This is a genomic window from Paenibacillus dendritiformis, assembly GCF_015845845.1.
Classification (GTDB): Bacteria; Bacillota; Bacilli; order Paenibacillales; family Paenibacillaceae; genus Paenibacillus_B; species Paenibacillus_B dendritiformis_C.
In genome coordinates, this window is sequence record NZ_LDIG01000247.1 from 26,725 (window position 1) to 43,146 (window position 16,422).

The 16,422-nt window shown below is 57.0% G+C and carries 14 protein-coding genes; 4 read left to right on the plus strand and 10 right to left on the minus strand.

The window, feature by feature from the left end; genetic code table 11:
• Window positions 1–10: 10 nt before the first annotated feature.
• The 6 genes from ABD76_RS24360 to ABD76_RS24385 all read right to left on the minus strand — a co-directional run bounded on the left by ABD76_RS24360 (window position 11) and on the right by ABD76_RS24385 (window position 5,960).
• On the minus strand, window positions 11–1,081 hold the full coding sequence (locus tag ABD76_RS24360; RefSeq protein WP_197259592.1) for a sulfate/molybdate ABC transporter ATP-binding protein: 1,071 nt from the start codon (window positions 1,079–1,081) through the stop codon (window positions 11–13).
• Between the two features lies 1 nt (window position 1,082).
• Window positions 1,083–1,955 (minus strand): sulfate ABC transporter permease, encoded by an 873-nt coding sequence (locus ABD76_RS24365; RefSeq protein ID WP_197259593.1) that lies wholly within the window; start codon window positions 1,953–1,955, stop codon window positions 1,083–1,085.
• Window positions 1,952–2,767 (minus strand): sulfate ABC transporter permease subunit CysT, encoded by an 816-nt coding sequence (cysT, locus tag ABD76_RS24370; protein WP_197259594.1) that lies wholly within the window; start codon window positions 2,765–2,767, stop codon window positions 1,952–1,954. Before cysT ends, ABD76_RS24365 begins: the two co-directional genes overlap by 4 nt.
• A 437-nt stretch (window positions 2,768–3,204) precedes the next feature.
• Window positions 3,205–3,807 carry a TetR/AcrR family transcriptional regulator gene (locus ABD76_RS24375; protein WP_197259595.1) on the minus strand — a complete coding sequence of 201 codons (603 nt, stop codon included), beginning with the start codon at window positions 3,805–3,807 and terminating at the stop codon, window positions 3,205–3,207.
• Between the two features lie 14 nt (window positions 3,808–3,821).
• Window positions 3,822–4,454 (minus strand): YigZ family protein, encoded by a 633-nt coding sequence (locus ABD76_RS24380; protein WP_197259627.1) that lies wholly within the window; start codon window positions 4,452–4,454, stop codon window positions 3,822–3,824.
• A 150-nt stretch (window positions 4,455–4,604) separates the two neighbouring features.
• Window positions 4,605–5,960, minus strand: coding sequence for a glucose-6-phosphate isomerase (locus ABD76_RS24385; protein ID WP_197259596.1), 1,356 nt, complete (start codon window positions 5,958–5,960; stop codon window positions 4,605–4,607).
• Between the two features lie 251 nt (window positions 5,961–6,211).
• Here ABD76_RS24385 and ABD76_RS24390 point away from each other — a divergent pair, with 251 nt between their 5' ends.
• A complete protein-coding gene (locus tag ABD76_RS24390) occupies window positions 6,212–7,102 on the plus strand; it encodes an NAD(P)-dependent oxidoreductase (protein ID WP_197259597.1) in 891 nt (296 codons plus the stop codon).
• 123 nt (window positions 7,103–7,225) lie between these two features.
• On the opposite strand, the gene rarD is transcribed toward ABD76_RS24390, so the two are convergent.
• The 4 genes from rarD to ABD76_RS24410 all read right to left on the minus strand — a co-directional run bounded on the left by rarD (window position 7,226) and on the right by ABD76_RS24410 (window position 12,832).
• Complete coding sequence (gene rarD, locus ABD76_RS24395; RefSeq protein WP_197259598.1) at window positions 7,226–8,167, minus strand: EamA family transporter RarD; 942 nt, start codon at window positions 8,165–8,167, stop codon at window positions 7,226–7,228.
• Window positions 8,168–8,313: 146 nt separating this feature from the next.
• The gene (gene tkt / locus ABD76_RS24400; protein WP_197259599.1) at window positions 8,314–10,332 is read right to left on the minus strand and encodes a transketolase; all 2,019 of its coding nucleotides are present in this window, start codon (window positions 10,330–10,332) and stop codon (window positions 8,314–8,316) included.
• Between the two features lie 369 nt (window positions 10,333–10,701).
• Entirely contained in the window at window positions 10,702–11,607 is a 906-nt protein-coding gene (purU, locus tag ABD76_RS24405) for a formyltetrahydrofolate deformylase (protein WP_197259600.1), read from the minus strand.
• 106 nt (window positions 11,608–11,713) lie between these two features.
• On the minus strand, window positions 11,714–12,832 hold the full coding sequence (locus tag ABD76_RS24410) for a deoxyribonuclease IV (protein ID WP_197259601.1): 1,119 nt from the start codon (window positions 12,830–12,832) through the stop codon (window positions 11,714–11,716).
• A gap of 206 nt (window positions 12,833–13,038) precedes the next feature.
• Here ABD76_RS24410 and ABD76_RS24415 point away from each other — a divergent pair, with 206 nt between their 5' ends.
• The 3 genes from ABD76_RS24415 to ABD76_RS24425 all read left to right on the plus strand — a co-directional run bounded on the left by ABD76_RS24415 (window position 13,039) and on the right by ABD76_RS24425 (window position 16,357).
• Window positions 13,039–13,479 carry a DUF2621 domain-containing protein gene (locus ABD76_RS24415; protein ID WP_197259628.1) on the plus strand — a complete coding sequence of 147 codons (441 nt, stop codon included), beginning with the start codon at window positions 13,039–13,041 and terminating at the stop codon, window positions 13,477–13,479.
• Window positions 13,480–13,517: 38 nt separating this feature from the next.
• Window positions 13,518–14,423, plus strand: coding sequence for a TIGR01777 family oxidoreductase (locus tag ABD76_RS24420; protein WP_197259602.1), 906 nt, complete (start codon window positions 13,518–13,520; stop codon window positions 14,421–14,423).
• 224 nt (window positions 14,424–14,647) lie between these two features.
• Window positions 14,648–16,357 carry an ABC transporter substrate-binding protein gene (locus tag ABD76_RS24425; RefSeq protein WP_197259603.1) on the plus strand — a complete coding sequence of 570 codons (1,710 nt, stop codon included), beginning with the start codon at window positions 14,648–14,650 and terminating at the stop codon, window positions 16,355–16,357.
• Window positions 16,358–16,422: the final 65 nt, after the last annotated feature.

Here is a 16,422-nt window from a genome sequence, read left to right on the forward strand (position 1 = left end):
CCTCCTCCGTTCAGCCCGTAATGTGAACAGGCATCGGCTCCGTTTTCAATCGGTTTTCGACCACCCAGCTCTCGTCTCCCTCGAACATATAGATGCGATGGATCAGAACCTGGACCTGCTCGCCTGCCTGAAGCTGCGGTCTTTCCAGGGAACGGTACGTCTTCATCACCAGATCGCCCACCTGTACCTCTACCATCCATTCGCTGCCCCGGAAATGGACCGCCTTGACCCGTCCGGACTCGCTCGCGGACGCCAGCCTTACCTCGCCTTCCCTCCCGACCTCGATATATTCCGGCCGAATGAGGGCTCTCATCTCTTCCCCGACATCCAGCATCTCAAATCCTTTCAAGGCATAAATATCGTGCAAAATGGTCGATTCCCCAATGAATTCCGCTACAAAAGGCGTCTCCGGCATTTTGTAAATTTCCCATGGCGTCCCTTTTTGCTCGACGCGGCCTTGGTTGATGATCATAATCTCGTCCGCCACCTCAATCGCCTCATCCTGGTCATGCGTCACGAAGATCGAGGTAATGCCTACGCGCTCGATTAACTCCCGCAGCCAGCTTCGCAGCTCCTGGCGAATCTTCGCGTCAATGGCCGCGAACGGCTCGTCGAGGAGCAGCAGTTGCGGCTCCGGGGCCAGGGCCCGGGCGAACGCCACCCGCTGCCGCTGCCCGCCGGACAACTGATGCGGATACCTCCGTTCCACGCCGGACAGTCCGGTCAGCTCCAAAAGCTCGGCTACGCGTTCGCGAATCCGCGGCTTCGGCCATTTCTGAATATGCAGACCGAATGCGATGTTGTCATAGACATTCATATGCTTGAATAGCGCATAGTTCTGGAACACGAAGCCGATGCCCCGCTGCTGGGGCGGCACATCATTGACGACGGTGCCCCGGAACAATATCTCGCCTTGGTCCGGATGTTCCAGCCCGGCCAGCATCCGCAGCACCGATGTTTTCCCGCCGCCGCTCGGCCCGAGCAGGCCGATGAGCTGGCCGGCTTCGACGGAGAAGCTAACATCCCGCACGGCGTGATAGCCGCCGAACCATTTATTTAACTGGCGAACCTCGATATGCATGTCAATCGACTCCTTTGTGCCCTTTATGCTTTTTCGCCCATTCCATAAGCAAAAGCAGTACGACCGATACGCATGCCAACACCAGCGCGAGGCTGCCGGCCGAACCGATATTGAAATTCTCCACATCCTGATAGACCAGTGTCGTCGCCGTCTGGGTCTTATTCATGATATTGCCGGATACGACCAGGACGGCCCCGAATTCGCCGAGCGAACGGGCGACCGTAAGCACGACCCCGTACGTGACCGCCCACTGGATGGACGGCCAAGTGACCTTCCAGAAAATCGTCCAATCGTACGCGCCCAGTGTCGAAGCCGCCTCTTCCTGCTGTGTGCCGAGTTCCTGCAGCACGGGGGCCACTTCCCTGACCATCATCGGGAACGTCACGAACAAGGTCGCGAGCACCATGCCGGGGAAAGCATAGACGACAGGCATGCCCAACCCGGCAAACAGGGCGCCAAGCACGGTGTTCGGCCCGAGCAGCAGCACGATCATGAAGCCGCCGATGACCGGCGATACGGCGAACGGAAGATCGACGATGCTGTTCAACAGCCGCTGGGCCCGCTTGCCCAGCCAGCGCCCGCGAACGAGAAGCAGGGCGAACAGAACGCCGAATATCGTGTTGAGTATCGTCACGACGATGACGACGGCTCCGGTCATGCCCAGCGCGTGCAGCGCCTCCGGCCGGGTGAGGGAGGCAGCGAAGGAGGAGAACCCGCCGCGGAACGCTTCGGCTCCGATCTGGGCCAATGGAGCCAGCAGCAGGAGCACAAAGACGGCATACGTCATCCCGATGAAGGCGGCTCGCGTTTTGGACGACCTCGCCGTTCTCGAATGCCGGGAAGATACGGTGAGGGATGCGGATTGCTCTGTCATGACGGTACCCTCCGCGACTGCAGCATGCCGACCAGCCAGAGAATCAGGAACGAGATCGTGAGCAGCAGCACCGAGACGACGGCGGCTCCTTGGGGATTGTCGCTCTCGATCTCCCCGAAAATGTACACCGACGCAACGAGCGTTTTGCCCGGGATATTCCCTGCGACGAGCACGACAGCCCCGAATTCGGCCATCGCCCGGGAGAAGGCGAGCATCGAGCCGCTGAGGATCCCCGGAAGCATCTGCGGCAGCAGTACGCGCAGGAAGGTCCGCAGCCGGGACGCGCCGAGCGTGTAGGACGCTTCCTCCTCGGAGCGATCCGCCTCTTCGAGCAGCGGCTGCACCGCCCGGATAACGAAAGGGAAAGTGACAAAGACCATCGAGACGACAATCGCCGGCTCGGCAAGCACAAGGCGCCAGCCGACGGCTTCGGCCGCCTGGCCCGCCAGGCTCCCGGGACCGAGCAGAAGCAGAATCATCAGCCCGCCCACCGCGGTCGGCAGCGCAAACGGAAGATCAACGAGGCTGTTCAACCATGCTCTTCCGGCAAACCGGTACCGATGAAGCACCCAGGCTGTCATCGTGCCGATGATCATATTGATTGCGGTGGCGATTAGCGCCAGCCGGAACGTCAATGCAACGGCATGCCAGGCAAGCGGCTCGGCGATGCTTTCCCGGAATGCCTGCCAGCCTCCGCTGAACGATTGCACGTAGATTCCGCCGATCGGCAGCACAATGAGCAGAACAACATATAACAGCAATGTCGAGCGGAAACCCCAGATTGCGCCTTTGTGCCGCAGAACACCATTCACCCCAGACTCCTCCTATCTGCAACAAATATAACATTAATCCTACTTGTTTACTTGGTGTTTATTGTGATTACAATACCAAAAACTAGAACAAAACGTCAATACCTAACTGATTCTTATGCAACTTATTCGAAATGCTTATGATAGGTGATTACCCAGTGCTTGGATTTTTGCGAAGGGTGGTAATCTTGGGGCGAATGCTTCGGGCAGGAAGGGAAAGAGCGGAAACGTGCTTCGAAGGCGAAGGCAGCAGAATCGGAGGGGAAGACATAAGATTTCGAAGGGAAATGACGGGCCATGGAAAGCCGCGTTTATCCCGTGTTTGGATGGAAGCGGAGCGCAAGCGCATGCGGGCGCAGATCAAAACAGGGCAGCCGCGGCAAGATGACGGGCTGCCCTGCCTGTCGGATGAGCAGGGTATATCCGGGGAAAGGCAGGAACTACGCCGATTGCGCCGCATCCAATACCCTTCGGTATAAAAAACGGATATGGGCCAGGGCAGCCGGTTTGATCTCTTCATAGGTGACTTGATCTTGAATATAGAAGGAGATGAACCCGTGCATTGCCAAAAATAAACTAAGCGGAATATGATGACGCTCTTGCTCCGAATGGGCATTGCCTGACATGGACTGCCTGACGATGGTCGAGAACATCTCCAGGCAGCGGCCCTGCTCTGTGCGAGCATAGGCGAGCAATTCCTCATCCCGCGTCATGAACATAATCTCGTAATGGTGGGGATGTTCCAGACCGAACCGGACGAACTCCAGCATGACTTGCTCCATCTTGGACAATCCTTCGGAAGGAGCCTGGTTGAGAACACGTTCGAACAGCCGTTCGAGCCGATTGAAATCTTCCCGGACAAGCGCATAGAACAGTTCGGCTTTATCTTTGAAATGATAGTAGAGCGAACCGTGGCTGTACCCCAGATGCTGGCCGATGCTTCGCATGGAGATAGCCCGGTACCCTTTGGTTACGAACAAGTGGCGCGCCACTTCCAAGATTCGCTCTCGCGACAATTCTTGATCCACTGCTTTTCTCGGCATAGCGGTTGTTCTCCTTATTCCCCTTCAATGTAATAAGCAGGATCTCCCTTCCGAATCACGGCCTGCCCTTGCGTCAGATCCGTGATCCATGCGACAAACCGGTCGGCGTCCGACGCCACGGGCAAGCACGTCAAGGTCACCTTGTCGGTAAATTGCGTCTCTCCCATCCTTGTCTCTCTATTGCGCAATTCATTTTCCAACTTGCCTAGCCATGTGTAATCAATGTCAACGAACACTTCTTGATGCAGCACTTTCTCAATGGCCTCCGCCGCTTCGATAGCGGCTACGGCCCCATCGGTGTAGGCCCGAATGAGCCCCCCGGCTCCGAGCAGAATTCCGCCGAAATACCGGGTTACGACAATCGCCGTATTTTTCAGCCCTTGGTTGCGAATGACCTCCAGAATCGGCTTGCCGGCCGTTCCGCTGGGTTCGCCGTCATCCGACGCCTTCTGAATCTCGTCGCGCTCGCCTATCATATAGGCCGAGCAGTTGTGCGTGGCATTCCAATGTTTACGCTTAATTTCCTCTATAAATGCAATTGCCTCTTCCTCGGTCTCGACCGGGCGGCCGTAACCGATAAAGCGGGACTTTTTGATGACAATCTCCTTGCTCCCGAATTGACGCACCGTCTTGAAACGTTCTAACAGGGGTATCACCTCTCCATGCATGTTCAACAAGGCCCGGTATCCGCCCCTGTCAAACACCCTCTTCCATGAGTGCCAAGAAAGCAGTTCTCCCGTACGGAGAACTGCTTCCCGGCTTATCGCTTATCTTCGATGTATGGGCGGCCGACCCGATTAGCGGGACAGTCTCGCCTCCAGTTCAGCCTTCTCAGCCTCATAGCCTGGTTTTCCCAGCAAGGCGAACATATTTTTCTTATAGGCTTCCACGCCCGGCTGATCGAAAGGATTGACGCCGAGCAGGTAGCCGCTGATCCCGCATGCCTTTTCAAAGAAGTATACCAAATAGCCGAAGGAGTAAGGGGTCATGTCCGGAATCGTGACAATCAGATTCGGCACATTGCCATCCGTATGCGCAAGCATCGTTCCTTCGAACGCTTTTTTGTTGACGAAATCCATCGTCTTGCCGGCCAGGAAGTTCAGCCCGTCCAGATCGTCCGGATCTTCCTGAATCGTCACTTGATGCGGCACTTCCGCCACTTGAATAATCGTCTCGAACAGGTTGCGCGTTCCTTCTTGAATGAACTGGCCCATCGAGTGAAGATCAGTCGAGAAGTCGACCGCCGCCGGGTAGATGCCTTTATTGTCTTTGCCCTCGCTCTCTCCGTACAACTGCTTCCACCATTCCGATACATAGTGCAGAGACGGCTCATAGTTCACGAGAATCTCGATCGCCTTGCCTTTCCGGTACAGCGCGTTGCGGACAGCCGCATACTGATAGCTCTCGTTCTGCGCCACATCGGGATTGCTGTACGCTTCCGCCGCGGCTTGCGCCCCTTGCATCATCTCGTCGATATTGATGCCGGCCACCGCGATTGGCAGCAAGCCTACCGCCGTCAACACCGAATATCTTCCGCCCACGTCGTCCGGAATGACGAACGTCTCGTAGCCTTCCTCGGTCGCCAGCTTTTTCAGCGCGCCCTTCTCGCGGTCCGTCGTCGCAAAGATGCGCTTCTTCGCTTCTTCCTTGCCGTATTTTTTCTCCAGCGCCTCGCGGAAAATGCGGAACGCAATCGCCGGCTCCGTCGTGGTGCCGGATTTGGAGATGACATTGACGGAGAAATCCTTGCCCTCGATCAGTTCCATGAGATGGGCGATATACGTCGAGCTGATGTTGTTCCCCGCAAAATAAATCTCCGGCGTCTTGCGCTTGTCCTTCGGCAGCATGTTGTAGAAGGAATGTCCCAGCATCTCGATGGCTGCGCGCGCTCCCAGATAAGAGCCCCCGATGCCGATGACGATCAGCACGTCGGAGTTGGATTGAATCCGGGCCGCCGCTTCCTTGATGCGCGCGAATTCTTCCTTGTCATATTGGGAAGGGAGATCGATCCAGCCCAGGTAATCCGAACCGGCTCCGCTTTTATTATGTAGCTGCTCATGCGCCAGGCGAATGGGTTCTTTGAAGTAATCAATTTCATGCTGACTTACGAACGTCAACGCCTTGCTGTAATCAAAGTGCACTTTTTTGGTCATCGTACACCCTCCTCGAGTATTGGTTGACTTTGCCACTTTAACCCGTGAAAATCAATATAGTCCTAGGATACTGGATTTCTCCTTGAAACACAAGGGAACGCCAGGAAATGAAAATGTTTACATGATAAAATTAATTACTATTATACCATGAAACGGGCGGCAACATACAGAAACGGGCGCGGACAAGAAGGTTGCTTTTCTATGTTACAATTGAGTCGAAGGACAAGACAACGTGAGAGGTGACGATGCGAATGAAAGTAGCCGTATTGGGTTTAGGAACGATGGGAGCGCCGATGGCCGCCAATCTGATTCGCCAAGGCTTCGAGGTGACCGTATATAACCGTTCCGCCGGCAAAGCGGACGAGCTGGTGGCGATGGGCGCCCGTGCAGCGCAATCGCCGCGGGAAGCGGCCCTCGATCAGGATATCGTCTTGACGATGGTAAGCGACGACCATTCGATTGAAGCGGTTTATTATGGCGAGCAGGGCCTGCTTGAAAGCGTTCGCGAAGGCATGGTCGTGATTGATTCAAGCACCATCTCGCCTTCTCTGGTCAAGCGGGTGGCCGCGGATGTGGAAGCTCGCGGGGGAGCATTCCTCGACGCTCCGGTGACGGGAAGCAAGCCGGCCGCCATCGAGGGCACGCTCGTGTTCATGGTCGGCGGGCCGCAGGAGGCGCTCCACAAGGCGATGCCGGCATTCGAAGCGATGGGAAGCCGAATCGTCCATATGGGGCCGAATGGCAGCGGATCCATTACGAAGCTGGCGCATAACGCTATCGTCGGCATCAACAATGCGGCGCTCGCCGAAGGCTTCTCGATGGTGGCGCGCGCGGGCGTCGACCCGGCGGGATTTCTCGAAGTGGTGCGCAACGGCAGCGCCGGCAGCAAGGCGGCCGAGCTGAAGGGAGAGAAAATTATCGAAGGCAACTTCGACAATCAATTCTCCTTGAAGCTGATGCTGAAGGATCTGAAGCTCGCATCCCGTCTCACCGAAGATATGCAATCCCCTTCCCCGATGCTGGATGCGGCCAAGAGCCTGTTCCAGATGGGGCAGACGGCCGGCTATGGCGAAGAGGATCTGTGCGCCGTCGTGAAAATGTACGAGCAGTGGATCGGGCATCCGATCGGGAAAAACAAATAAACGCCGAAAAATGACTAAGGGAGTGGGCGCATTTGCGCCGCACTCCCTTCGTGCATTTCTCCCCATGATGGCCACAGCATCGGTCTGCCGCTGGCCGGCTCGCATCCTGTGGCAGCAGCTCGCCTAGGCCTCCAGCTTGCGCGCGTCAGGCTTGGGCTCGCTTATTCTTCGCGCGAGCATGCCTCTTGACCGGGACCAAGAAAAAATAATGAGCGCGATCCAGATCAAGGCGAACGCGAGCAACTGCGACGCGTCGAACGGTTCATGGAACACGAACAATCCCAAGAGCAGCATGATCGTCGGCGCGATATATTGAAGAAAGCCGACCAGCGTAAAGGAGATGCGCTTCGTTCCGGCCGCGAATAAAAGCAGCGGAACCGCCGTCACCACGCCGGCGCCCATTAACAGCAGCACGGTCGATAAATGCTCTTCCGCCAGCGGAACCGCGCCTGAATTGAAAAAGAACAAGAAGATAAGAGCAAACGGCGCCATGATGAAGGTTTCCAAGGTCAGCCCCGTCCAGGCGCCAACCGGAATCTTCTTTTTGATGAGCCCGTACAAGCCGAAGGTCGCCGCCAGCGTCAGCGCCGCCCAAGGAAAGGTGCCGAAATATACCGTCAGCCACAGCACGCCGGCCGCCGCGATAGCTACCGACAGCCATTCGGCCTTGCTCAAGCGCTCCTTCAGGAAGAAGGTCGCCAGAAATACATTGAACAGCGGGTTGATGTAATAGCCCAGACTTGCCTCGACGACATGATTGCTTTCGACCGCAAAAATATAGACGAGCCAATTAATGCTGATGAGCACGGAGGCGATGATGACGCCGGCCGCCTGCTTTTTGTGGCGGCAGATCGCTTTGATCTCGGCTGCGACAAGCTTCCACTTCCCCAGCAGGAGCAGGAGAAGGAGCATGAACACGAGCGACCATAGGATGCGATGCGCCAGCACCTCTCCGGCGGGAACCGTGCCCACCGCCTTCCAGTACAGAGGCAGAAAGCCCCAAATCAGATAAGACAGCCCGGCTGCCAGCACCCCCATCACATATTGGCTTTGCTTCTGTTCCACCCTAAATCCACCTTTCTGTCTGCAACAAAGACCGCTGGCAAGGGACTGAGTCTGATGCTCAAATCCGTCCGCCAGCGGCCTGTAAGCTATTGTCATCCGGACAATGGCGCCGGATCACGGTTTATGTTATTGCCTAAAGCTTGATCTTACAGCAATGCCTTCACGCGGCTGACGACATTCTCCACCGTGAAGCCGTATTCGGCCATGACACGGTCGCCAGGCGCGGAAGCGCCGAACGTCGAGATGCCCAAGATGTCGCCTTGATCGCCGACATAGCGTTCCCATCCGAATGGATGAGCCATTTCCACTGCCAGGCGGGCTTTGACATTCGGCAGCAGGACGGAATCCTTGTATTCCTGCGGCTGCTTGTCGAACAGATCCCAGCTCGGCATGCTGATGACGCGAACGTGGATGCCTTCTTCAGCCAGCGCTTGCTGCGCGCGCACAGCAAGCTGCACCTCGGAGCCCGTCGCGATAATTTGCGCCTGCGGTTGGCCGTTCGCCGCCTCGCTGGCGACATACGCGCCGCGGGCCACGCCTTCGCGAGCGCGTTCCGCCGACGTCTCCAGAATCGGCAGGTTCTGGCGCGTCAGGACGAGCACGATCGGATTCGAACGGTTCTCCATCGCATACGCCCAAGCAGCCGATGTCTCGTTGCCGTCAGCCGGACGGATTACCGTCAAGCCCGGAATGATGCGAACGGAAGCCAACTGTTCGATCGGCTCATGCGTAGGTCCGTCTTCGCCGACCGCGATGCTGTCATGCGTCAGCACGTAAGTGACCGGAAGCTGCATCAAGGCCGACAGGCGAACCGCCGGACGAAGGTAATCCGTGAACACGAAGAAGGTGCCGCCGAATACCTTCACGCCGCCGTGGAGCGCCATGCCGTTCATGGCCGCCGCCATCGCGAACTCGCGGACGCCGAAGTAAATGTTGCGGCCGTCATATTGGCCCGGACGGTATATCGGCAAGCCTTTGAGATGCGTCATCGTGGAGCTCTCCAGATCCGCCGATCCGCCCATCAGGTGCGGCACGTTGCCCGCCAAGCCGTTCAGCGCGTTGCCGGAAGCGACGCGTGTCGATACCGGCTTGTCCTCTGCCGTATAGGCCGGCAGGTTCGCATCCCAATTCGAAGGAAGCTCGCCCTTCACCGCCGTCTCGAACTGGGCTGCCAATTCCGGATACGCCTGCTTGTACTGCTGGAACATCCGATCCCAAGCTTCGTTCGCCTGGATTCCCTTCTTCTTCACATTCTCTTCGAAATGCTTGTATACTTCTTCCGGCACGAAGAAATCTTCATGCTCCCATTGGTAGAACTGCTTCGTCAGCTTCGCTTCCTCCGCTCCGAGCGGGGAACCGTGGGTGCCGCCATGACCGCCCTTGCCTTGCTTGTTCGGGCTGCCGTAGCCGATCACCGTTTTCACTTCGATGAGCGTCGGCTTATCCGACACTTGCTTCGCCTGCTCCACCGCGCGCGCGATCGCGTCGAGATCGTTGCCGTCCTCGACCAGCAGGGTCTGCCAGCCGTACGCTTCATAGCGCTGACGCACATTCTCGCTGAAGGACAAGTCCGCTTCCCCGTCCAGCGTAATATTATTGGAATCGTACAGAACGATTAATTTGCCCAATTTCAGGTGGCCGGCCAGAGAGGCCGCCTCGCTTGCCACGCCTTCCATCATGTCCCCGTCGCCGCAGATGACGAAGGTATGATGGTCAATGACTGAATAACCGTCACGATTGTAAGTGGCTCCCATTTGCGCCTCGGCCATTGCCATGCCGACAGCCATGGCGATGCCCTGGCCCAGCGGACCGGTCGTCGCGTCTACCCCTGCTGTATGGCCGAACTCGGGATGCCCAGGCGTCTTGCTGCCCCATTGGCGGAACTGCTTGATTTCATCCATCGGAAGATCATAGCCGCTCAGATGAAGCAATCCGTAGAGCAGCATCGATCCGTGGCCCGCGGACAATACAAAGCGGTCACGGTTAATCCATGTCGGATTGGCAGGGTTATGCGTCATCTCTTTCGCGAACAGATGATAACCCATCGGTGCAGCCCCCATCGGCATTCCCGGATGTCCCGACTTCGCTTTTTCGATCGCATCGATAGCCAAAGTTCGGATGGCCGCTACAGAGAGCGTGTCCAATTGCGCTTGGTTGACAGTCATTGCTGATTTCCTCCTCATATCCTTCTCTGTCCAAGCGAACGAGCGGCACGGCCATTCGCCCGCCCTCGCTCAACTTGTCCTTTTATGCATTTGATTTATTGTACCATTACTATTCCTTCGACGCCACTTTTTGCAGGGCAAACCCCCGCCTGGAGCCGGCTTGAAATCATTCCCATGAGGAACGGATGCCACTTCTATTATGGTTCGATTTCCGGCTCGGCATTCGCGCTGCCCCGGCGGCAGGGCGGGTCCAAATGCCGCAACGCCCTTCTGCGGCGAAGGGCGTTGCCGTTGACTCTAACATGTTAAGTGATGTTCACAAAGGCCGGTTTTCAGCACCGGGAAGGTCTGTCTTTTTGAACTGCCACTTTAGCTGAATACAACCGTCTTGTTCTGGTGCACCAGAATCCGGTCTTCGATATGCCAATGGACGGCCCGCGCGAGGACGACGCGCTCAATCGTGCGCCCCATCCGCTTCAGCTCGTTCACGTCGGCGCGATGCGTGACCCGTTCCACGTCCTGCTCGATAATCGGCCCGCCGTCCAGCTCCTCCGTCACATAATGCGCCGTCGCGCCGATCAGCTTGACGCCGCGCACGTAGGCCTGCTGATAAGGCTTGCCTCCGATAAAGGCAGGCAGGAAGGAGTGGTGGATATTGATAATCCGGTTCGGATACCGTTCGATGAACTCCGGAGCGATAATCTGCATGTAGCGGGCCAATATAATAAGGTCCGCCTTCCCTTCCACCGCTTCCAGCTGCCGGCGGGCCGCTTCCGGCTTATTGTCCGGGGTGACCGGAATATGCACGTACGGAATGCCGAAGGATTCCACGTAGTCCCGCATATCCGGATGATTGCTTACGACCATCGCGATGTCGGCGTCCAGATCGCCGGCCTGCCACTGCCAGAGCAGCTCGACGAGGCAATGATCCTCCTTCGATACAAAGATCGCCAACCTCTTCTTCCGGCTGACCTGCGAAAAGCGCCACTCCATCCTGAATTCTTCCGCAATGACGCGGAAATCCTCTTCCATCTGCGGCAGGCGCTGCTCCAATCCCGCCATGTCGAACTCAATCCGCATGAAAAACATGCCGCCCTCCGGATCCAATGTATACTGATCCGATTGAACGATATTCGCTTCATGCTCGTACAGGAAACGCGATACCGCCGCGACGATGCCGGCCCGATCCGGGCAGGAGATAAGCATGCGCGCGCGGTTCCGCGTGTTCTCGCCGGCCTGCTCCCGGGCGTGAACCATCGTATGCTGGTGCTTCATTAGCCTATGTCCTCCACTGCTCCAATATTTGGTCTAGCCTTCTCTCTATCCGCATTCGATATCGGGCCATTGCCATTGGCCATCGCGGCCGCGGGACCCGAAAGCGCTATTCCGCGGCTTGTCCGGTATACCATGCGGTAATGCGCTGATTAATCTCTTCTTCCGTCCGATCCGGCAGCAGTTCCGCATCGACGATCATATCGTACAGCCGCTCCATCGGCTCGCGCGGATCGGCCTTCTTCGCCTTGGCGTCGTTTTTGAGCACATTCCATGTCTCCAGCACGAAATCGCGGCAGTGAACATCCTGCTTCTCGAAGAAGTGGCGCATCCGCTCGACGTCCTCCCAGAACTCCTCGCCGAAGCGTTCCTTGGCGTCGCCGCGCAGGAGCGCGATCTCCGCCTCGTACATCGGGCGCTGCTGCTTCGGATCTTTGCCGATCCACGGCGTCTCCAGGATGAACGGTCTGCCGAGCAGCGCTTCATGCCGCACGACATTGCGGATCGTATCAAAGCCGAGATAGCCCGCTCCGATAGGCGCGTGGCGGTCCTTGGCCGCTCCGGTTGGATTTTTGCTGTCATTGATATGAACGACGGCGATGCGGCCGAGGCCGATGACGCGGTCGAACTCCTCCAGCACGCCGTCCAGATCGTTGACGATATCGTAGCCGGCGTCATGGATGTGGCAGGTGTCCAGACACACGGTCAGGCGGCCGTTGTCCTCGACCTTGTCGATAATCGCCGCGATCTCCTCGAAGCTCCGGCCGACCTCGGTCCCTTTGCCCGCCATGGTCTCCAGCGCGATGTTCACGTTCGTTTCCTTCGTGTTCCGCAGCACTTCATTCAAGCCTTCCGCAATGCGGTTAATCCCGTATTCGGCATCCTTGTCCGTATAGGCGCCCGGATGAAGCACGATATTATTGACGCCGATGCAATCCGTGCGGTGAATCTCATCCTGCAGGAACGACACGGCCAATTCGAACGTCGCGGGCTTGTACGATCCAAGGTTGATAATATAAGGCGCGTGCACCACGATTTCGTCGATGCCGTGCTTGTTCATCAGCTCCTTGCCTTCCTCGATGAACAGCTTGTCAATCGGTTTGCGCCGCGTATTTTGGGGCGCTCCGGTATATATCATGAACGAGCTGGATCCATAGCTTACCGCTTCCTTCGTCGCGGTCAACAGCCCTTTTTCGGAAAAGGATACATGAGAACCAATCTTCAGCATACGTTCTCTCCTCTCAAATCATTTCCCTTATTCTACAAGGATTATCGAAATAAATCTAGGAATGCGGTATAATTTCTATAGCTTATCATTTATGTTCATATAAGGCCGATTTCGGTATAAAACTTCGGAAAATTACGCGCATAAAGCGAATACTTGATCATCCCGTGAGGTGAAATGGCGTGCGTTCTTTCTTCTATTTACCATTCATGGCCGACGGGCCCAACAAGTGGTTCATGAATTCGATCGCGTTCTGGACTTTCGTTCTTCTTGGACTAATGGCGATCGGCGGATTTTTCATGTTCCGGAAGTTTCTCAAAGTGCTGCCGAAGAGCGACGGCATGTCCAAGCTCGACTGGCAAAATTACTGGGTGGAACGAAGCCGGGAGATGTGGACCGAGGATACGAAGGCGTTCCTGGACATGCTGGTCGCCCCGGTTCCGAAGCCGTTCCGCGATATCGCGCGCCACTCCATCGCCGCCAAGATCGGCGAGGTCGCTATTGAGAGCGGCGCTGCGGAAGTAACCCGCGAGCACTGCATCAAGGGTTATATCATGGCGACGCCCAAGCGGGACTACCGCAGCCTTGTCCGCTACCTGGACAAAAACAACATCGACTATAGTCCATACCAGCATCTGTTGAACAAATAGCTGGCCGCTGCCAGGGCAGCGTTCGAGGGGGGATTGGATTGAAAATCATGATTAGCGGCGGTACCGGACTGATCGGGAAAGCGCTGTACAAAGCATGCCTGGAGCAAGGGCATGAGATCATTATTTTGTCGCGCTCCGGCACGAAGCTGCGGGCGAAGGAGACGCCCCCGCATGTTCATGCAGTCACCTGGCCCGAGCTGGAGAATCATCCCCCAAGCTGCATCGGCGTCGACGTGGTGGTCAATCTGGCCGGAGAGACGATCAGCCAGCGGTGGACCGTGACGGCGAAGAACCGGATCGTCGCTTCGCGCATCGTGCCCGCCCGCAGGCTGGCGGAGTGGGCGGAGCGGCAGCCGCGCAAGCTCCCTTTGCTCATCAACGCCTCCGGCAGCTCGGGCTACGGTTCGTCCGAGACGGCGGTCTTCGATGAAAACAGCCCGCTTGCGGGGCAAGGTTTTTTATCTGATGTCATCCGGCAATGGGAGGCCGCGGCTGACGCGATTCCCGCGGAACGGCGGGTCAAGCTCCGCATCGCCCCCGTGCTCTCCAATGACGGCGGCGTCTTTCCTCTCATGAGATTGCCTTACAAGCTCGGCTTCGGCGGCAGAGTCGGCAGCGGCCGTCAGCCCTTCTCCTGGATTCATATCGACGATATGGTGCGGCTTATCGATTTTGCCGTGCAGGAACCGTCTCTGTCCGGTCCCGTCAATGCAAGCGCTCCGGATGCGGTGACGAACGATGAATTCGGCCGGAAGCTGGGGGCCGTCTATCGCCGCCCGCATTGGTTCCCTGCTCCCGCCTGGGCGCTCAAGCTGGCGCTCGGCGAGATGTCGATGCTGATACTGGAAGGGCAGCGCGTCCATCCCGCCGCCGCCTTGAACGCCGGCTTCACCTTCCGTTACGGGAAGCTGGATGAAGCGCTGCGTGCGCTGCGGGACGAGTAAGCGCAGTCCCTTCGTTTTTGCATCATGGGTTCTTCGATACGGTGCCTGTCCTTAAGACAGACGCCGTTTTTTGCGTTTGCAGCTTCTCTGCTTCCTCCTGGACCATAGATTCTTTTACCCAAAATGAAATCAACTTTTAATGTTGACTTATCCGATCGGATTAATTAAACTTTGGCTTACATTTCAATGATTTTCCATCTCATCGTTCAGGAGGTAATTCATTCATGGCCAAATTGATCCGCACGCTCGTCCTGCTGTCCCTGATCGGAGGCTTGCTCGCCGGCTGCGGGGACCAGCCCTCTGCCGCTTCCGGCAAGGATTCTGCCGCCGCTGACGTCAGCACAAGCGTTCAACATTTGGGCACCGGTATCATCCCCGCTTCGGATATCAGCAAGCTGCCGGAAGCAGCCAAGAAGCGAAGCGATACCTTTGTCGCCGGCTTGATCGAGCCAAGCGGGGCGTTCACGCCGCATTTCCATCAGAGCGGCTATGACGGCAATGTCGCCTCCGTCCTGTTCGCTCCGCTGGTTACCGTCGACAAGACGGGACTCCCTATTCCGCTGCTGGCAGAGAAGTGGGAAATATCTCCCGACCAGCTTACGTATACCTACAAGCTGCGCAAAGGCTTGAAGTTCAGCGACGGTTCGCCGCTGACGGCAGACGATGTCGCCTTTACGCTGACGATTTTGCACGACAAAGCCTATGACGGGGGCACGGATATTTTCCAGACTCATATCCAAGGCGGGCAGGCCTATAAGGATGGCAAAACTGACAAAATTGAAGGCATTCGGGTCATCGATCCGCTGACGATCGAGATTACGACGGAGCAGGTGAACGCGACCGCTCTGCTGACCCTTGGCGGCATGGTGCTGTCGAAGGCCTACTATGGCAAAGACTACGTGCCTGGCCATCTCGACTACATCCGCGAGCTTCATGCGAAGCCGGTGGGCGCCGGCCCCTACAAGCTGGAGAAGCATCTGCCGGGGCAGGAAATCCGGTTTATCGCGAACGAGCACTACTTTGCCGGGAAGCCGCGGGTCGAGCGCTTCATTTATAAGACGACCGAGGGCGACACATTCCAGTTCCTGGAGACGGGAGAGCAGGACTTCGCTTCCTTCGCGGCGACACAGGACAATCTGGAGAAGCTGCAGCGGCTCGGCTTCGTCAATCTGCAATTGAATACTTCGAGCGCTTACGGCTATATCGCGTTCAACCACCACAAACCGTATCTGAAGGACAAAAAGGTTCGCCAGGCGCTCATCTATGGATTGGATCGCAAGACGATCGTCGAAGGCGTGTCGCAGGGCTCCGCTCAAGTCGCCAATGTGCCTGTCTCTCCTACCTCCTGGGGGTACACGGAAGAAGGCATCAATCCGTATGATTATGATCCGGACAAAGCGAAGCATCTGCTGGAGGAAGCGGGCTGGAAAGCCGAGGCGCAAGGCATTCGGGAAAAAGACGGGCAAAAGCTGGTCATCCGATATCTGTCCTCCAAGAGCAAAAACAGCGACGCCTTCATTGCCATCGCCAAAGAAAATTACGAAGCAATCGGCATCCAATTCGAGCCGGAGCAGTTCGCCGACTTCAACGCGCTGCGGGCCAAGGTTGAAGGCGGAGATTACGATCTCGCCAGCTTCTCGACGCCGATGATCATCGATCCGGCATACGGCGTGGCCGATTTCGCCACGGAGGAGGCGGAAGGCTACTCCAATCCGGCCGTCGACAAGCTCATTCAGGAAGGGCTGGGAACATTGGACACCGAGAAGCGGAAGGAAATCTACAAAAAGCTGTATCAGGAGCTGAACGAGGATCCGCCGTACATTTTTTACAGCTATTCGAAGCTGCTCTATGCCTGCAACGCCCGGGTACAGGGACTCGAGCCGAATCCGTACCGGGGGATCGCCACGAGTCTGCCGTCGATCCGCATCGAATAGGACTTCCTCCCGCCTGATGCCATGGAGGCGCCGAAGCAGGCGGGCGGGATGCATCTTTACGCAAA

Coding starts and splice junctions, on each gene's coding strand:
- ABD76_RS24385 (WP_197259596.1), bottom strand. CDS start 5,960: ATGACCAAAAAAGTGCACTTTGATTACAGCAAGGCGTTGACGTTCGTA.
- ABD76_RS24375 (WP_197259595.1), bottom strand. CDS start 3,807: ATGCCGAGAAAAGCAGTGGATCAAGAATTGTCGCGAGAGCGAATCTTG.
- ABD76_RS24425 (WP_197259603.1), top strand. CDS start 14,648: ATGGCCAAATTGATCCGCACGCTCGTCCTGCTGTCCCTGATCGGAGGC.
- ABD76_RS24365 (WP_197259593.1), bottom strand. CDS start 1,955: ATGACAGAGCAATCCGCATCCCTCACCGTATCTTCCCGGCATTCGAGA.
- ABD76_RS24410 (WP_197259601.1), bottom strand. CDS start 12,832: ATGCTGAAGATTGGTTCTCATGTATCCTTTTCCGAAAAAGGGCTGTTG.
- ABD76_RS24415 (WP_197259628.1), top strand. CDS start 13,039: ATGGCCGACGGGCCCAACAAGTGGTTCATGAATTCGATCGCGTTCTGG.
- ABD76_RS24390 (WP_197259597.1), top strand. CDS start 6,212: ATGAAAGTAGCCGTATTGGGTTTAGGAACGATGGGAGCGCCGATGGCC.
- ABD76_RS24360 (WP_197259592.1), bottom strand. CDS start 1,081: ATGCATATCGAGGTTCGCCAGTTAAATAAATGGTTCGGCGGCTATCAC.
- tkt (WP_197259599.1), bottom strand. CDS start 10,332: ATGACTGTCAACCAAGCGCAATTGGACACGCTCTCTGTAGCGGCCATC.
- purU (WP_197259600.1), bottom strand. CDS start 11,607: ATGAAGCACCAGCATACGATGGTTCACGCCCGGGAGCAGGCCGGCGAG.